General features: G+C 57.0%; 3 protein-coding genes. All 3 read right to left on the bottom strand.

Features of this window, described 5'->3' with window-relative positions; genetic code table 11:
• Nucleotides 1-46: 46 nt before the first annotated feature.
• The 3 genes from ACR0M9_RS20940 to ACR0M9_RS20930 all read right to left on the bottom strand — a co-directional run bounded on the left by ACR0M9_RS20940 (nucleotide 47) and on the right by ACR0M9_RS20930 (nucleotide 4,332).
• Nucleotides 47-2,068, bottom strand: a complete 2,022-nt coding sequence (locus tag ACR0M9_RS20940) for a putative 2-aminoethylphosphonate ABC transporter permease subunit (protein WP_480484610.1) — start codon at nucleotides 2,066-2,068, stop codon at nucleotides 47-49.
• Nucleotides 2,065-3,180 (bottom strand): putative 2-aminoethylphosphonate ABC transporter ATP-binding protein, encoded by a 1,116-nt coding sequence (locus ACR0M9_RS20935; protein ID WP_267365559.1) that lies wholly within the window; start codon nucleotides 3,178-3,180, stop codon nucleotides 2,065-2,067. The genes ACR0M9_RS20940 and ACR0M9_RS20935 overlap by 4 nt, the downstream gene beginning before the upstream one ends.
• Before the next feature lie 132 nt (nucleotides 3,181-3,312).
• Complete coding sequence (locus ACR0M9_RS20930) at nucleotides 3,313-4,332, bottom strand: putative 2-aminoethylphosphonate ABC transporter substrate-binding protein (protein ID WP_480484969.1); 1,020 nt, start codon at nucleotides 4,330-4,332, stop codon at nucleotides 3,313-3,315.
• Nucleotides 4,333-4,349 lie beyond the last annotated feature (17 nt).

Here is a 4,349-nt window from a genome sequence, read left to right as displayed (position 1 = left end):
CCCCGCAGATATGTGATCTGCGGGGGTATTGAGTTTTTTGTGTGGATTACCTGCTGCGCCAGGCCTGTGTGCGGGCCAGGATGCCTTTTGATGCCATCAGATGAAAGATCCGGGCGGCTGCGTTGGTGTAGAAGATCATCATGCCCATTGCGGCTGCGGGTGCGATATCCCCGGCATCATCCATGTTCAGCACCGCGATGGACGCGAGTGTGGTTTTGGGTGAGTAGAGGAACACAACCGCCGACACGGTCGTCATCGCGTTGACGAACAGATAGATCGAGATGTCCAGCACCGCAGGCAGGCAGACCGGCACCGTCACGCGGGCAAACAGCTTCATTGTCGGCTGTTTGAGAGAGGCCGACACCGACTCGAACTCTTTATCCATCTGCTTGAGAGCGGTGACCGCCGTCAGGTGCGATACGGTATAGAAATGCGTCACCGTGCAAACCACCAGGATCGCCATGGTGCCGTAGATCGCATTGAACGGATTGGACGGGTTGTTGAAGAAGAAGATATACGACAGTCCCAGAACCATGCCCGGAATGGCCATCGGCAGCATGGCGAACATCTGAAAGATCGACCGTCCGGTTTTGAAGCCGTTCGATTTTTCCACCAGATACGCCCCGAAGAAGACAACCGTCGTGCCGATCACCGCCGTCAGGAAAGCCAGTTTGATCGAGTTGAAATACGATCCCCAGCCGCCGCCATCCATCTTGTCGAACTGGTAATTCTTGAGGCTCAGGCTCAGATCGTAGGGCCAGAACTTGATCAACGCCGCAAACTGACACACGGCCAGAAGACCAACAATGAACAGGCCGATCAAACTGCAGTAGATCAGGAATATGCGATCAGTCTTTGGGTTTGGTGTTGCCTGATATGGAACCGAGCGCGCAGACAGCAGCGCCACCTGCTTGGACTGAACCATCCGGTCGATGGCAAAAGCCAGAATTGCGGGGATGACCAGAACCACCGAGACCACGGCGCCCATCTCAAAGTTCTGCTGGCCGATCACCTGTTTGTAGATATCCACGGCAAGCACGTTGAACTGGCCGCCGATCACCTTTGGCAGGCCAAAATCGGTGATCACCAGATTGAACACGACAAAGGCTGCTGAAATCAGGCCGTAGCGCGCGCCTGGTATAGTGACGGTCCAGAATGTCCGCCAGGGGGTAGAACGCAAGCTGACAGCGGCCTCGTACAACCGCGCATCCGATATCGCGAGCGCGGTCGATATGATCAGGAACGCGTGTGGAAAGGTAAAGAAGACCGATCCGATCACGATGCCTATGGGGCCGTAGATACTGGCTCCGAACAGCAACTCCTTGATCATCCCCTGATTGCCGAACAGGTAGACCAGCGCGATGCCCGGCAGCAGCGAGGGAACCAGAATCGGCGCCATCGCGATCAGGCGAAAGACCCCCTTGAACCGCATGCAGCTTCGGTTCAGCGCATAGGCAAACCAGAACGCCAGCGTCACCGTAACGATTGTGCTGACAACCGAAATCCAAAGGGAATTCTTGATCGAGTTGAACAGGGCCGGGGTTGAGAAGTAGTTGATGAAGTTGCCCAGACCCCGCGCTTGAACCGGCCGCATCTGCACCCGGCGGAACGTGTTGGAATCAAGCTCGACCCAATCGGTGCCTTCGTTCAAAGTCGACCCGACCAGAAAGCGCCCGGCCTCCGTCGTGTTCCGCATCTGGTACATGACCGGGCTGCGAAAGCTGAAATCCGGAAAAAACCCGGTCACCGGCAAACGCCCGTCCGAGCCGGTTGTCAGATCGGTGTCGGAATACACCCCCAATTGCCTGTTCAGTTCGTCAGCCGTCAGGATCGTTCCGTCAAACACACCCGCTTCATCACTGACCTGAAACTCATACTGGGACAGCTCGACCCGGTAGGTCGAGAAGGACTTGGAAAGCATCGTGTAAAGCGGCAGCGCCAGTGTCACGATCAGATAGAGCGCGATCACCATCATGCTTCCGCGCATCAGGATGTCATCGCGGCTGAGCCTGGGCCTGATATCCGGCCCGACAGGCAATGTGTCGTGATTGGTCGACATCGTGCTCATGCCGCAGCCTCCGGAAGGTCAAACGCCATCAGGCGGTTCTCGGGAAGCTCGATCACCATGCTGCACCCCTCTTCCAGCTCAAGACGACGCACGGCGTTGATCGAAAAATCCGCGATCAGTTCAGAAGATCCGAACCGCTCGTTGTTCAGGCGGCAACGCCAGAACGAGCCCAGAAACTCCATTTCATCAAGCGTGACCTCGATGCAGTTCCGATTGCCGCCCGTGTCAAGATAACCAGCTTCATGAGGGATGATGTCTTCGGGACGAATGGCTGCGATGACCGGGGTGCCATCATTGAACGTGTGGCTGAGGCAGGCAAAGGTCTTTTCCCCGACGCTCAACCGCCCGCCTTTGGTGACCTGAGATCGGATCTGGTTCATTTCACCGATAAAGTCGGCCACGAACAGGTTGGCCGGTTCGCGGTAGATCTCCGTGGGCGATCCAACTTGTTCAATCACCCCGTGGTTCATCACCACGATGCGGTCGGCCATGGCCAGCGCTTCTTCCTGATCGTGCGTCACCATCACGGTGGTCACACCCAGCTTGCGCTGCAATTCCTTGATCTCATGCCGCAGGTGAACGCGCACCTTGGCGTCCAGCGCCGACAGGGGTTCGTCCAGCAGCAGCAAACCGGGATTGGTTGCAATGGCGCGGGCCAGCGCAATCCTCTGCTGCTGGCCACCGGACAATTGTGCCGGGTATTTCCTGCCCTGATCCGGCAGACCAACAAGGTTCAACAGCTCGCTCACCCGAACCGCGATATCCGACTTGCTGCGGCCCGTGTTTTCAAGGCCAAATGCGATGTTCTTTTCGATCGTCAGGTTCGGGAACAGCGCATAGGACTGAAACACAATCCCGAAATCGCGCTCGGACGGGGGCAGGTTGGAGACGTCCTTGCCATCCTGCATAACCGTACCCTTGGTCTGCAGATCCAGCCCGGCAATCGCCCGCAACAAGGTGGTCTTGCCGCAGCCGGACGGGCCAAGGAAACAAATGAATTCACCTTCTTTGATTTCAAGAGAGATGTCCTTGAGTGCCAGAAAGCTGCCGAACGCTTTCCACAAATTCTGGATGCTGAGATACAGTTCACCGGGTGGTGTTTTCTGAAGCACGGGAGAGGTCCTCACATCTGCACCTCGGGCACGACCGATCCTGGCCGGTGCGCGCCGGGTGAGTTGGTTGTGTTGGTGGGAACAAGAGAGTGGCGGGCAGGAGCGGCACAAAAGCCCCTCCTGCCAATGGAATTATTTCGCTTCAGACTTTCCGTCATAGCGAGACTGCCATTCCTTCAGGATTGCCGCGCGATTGTTGGCGGCATACTCGAAATCATTGTTGATCATCGCATCCAGAAGACCTTCTGGGAAGTGTTCAACCGGTTTTGCAACGCCGGGATACGCCACGACCGCATAGCCGGTATTGTACATCTCGTTGGCCTCTTTGGTGACGGTGAAGTCCACCAGCTTCTGCGCGGCTTCCAGATTTGCGGTACCGGCCACAATCGCGGTTGCTTCCATGTCCCAGCCGACGCCTTCCGAAGGCACAATGATTTCCAGCGGTGCGCCATCAGCTTTGGACTTCGCCCCACGGAACGCAAAAGAGATACCAATCGGGATCTCGCCCGCCGCCGCCAGTTTGCAAGGCTTCGAGCCGGAATGGGTGTAGCGCGCAATATTCTCGTGCAGCGCATCCATGTATTCCCAGCCACCTTCTTCGCCAAACATTTGAAGCCAGCTGGACACATCAAGGAACCCCGTGCCAGAGGAATTCGGGTTCGGCATGATCACCTGATCCTTGTACATCGGATCAGTCAGGTCCTTCCACGAAGTGGGCGGCTTCAGCCCGGCCTTTTCCGCCTCAACCGTGTTGTAGCAAACCGAGGCAACCCAGGCGTCCATGCCAACCCAGGCAGGCGGGTTGTCACCATCGACGAATTTCGCATCCAGCTTGTCTACGCCAACCGGGGCATAAGGCTCCAGCATCCCTTCGGATTTCAACAGCAGCAGAGAGGTCGCAGCCAACCCCCAGACCACATCCGCCTGTGGGTTGTCACGCTCAGCCAGCAGCTTCGCGGTGATGATCCCCGTCGAGTCCCGAACCCAGTTGATCTTGATATCAGGGTTACTCTGGTTGAACGTCTCCGCATACCTCGCCAGATCCTCCGCCTCAACGGCGGTGTAAACTGTCAGTTCCGTCTCCGATGCCGCAACCGTCGCAGTCAGTAAACCGACCGCCAATGCCGAATAAAATGATGTCGTCCGTTTCATGGTTTTCCTCTGTTGGT

The organism is Ruegeria sp. CH2 (assembly GCF_056537065.1).
This window is presented reverse-complemented; position numbering and strand designations above follow the sequence as displayed.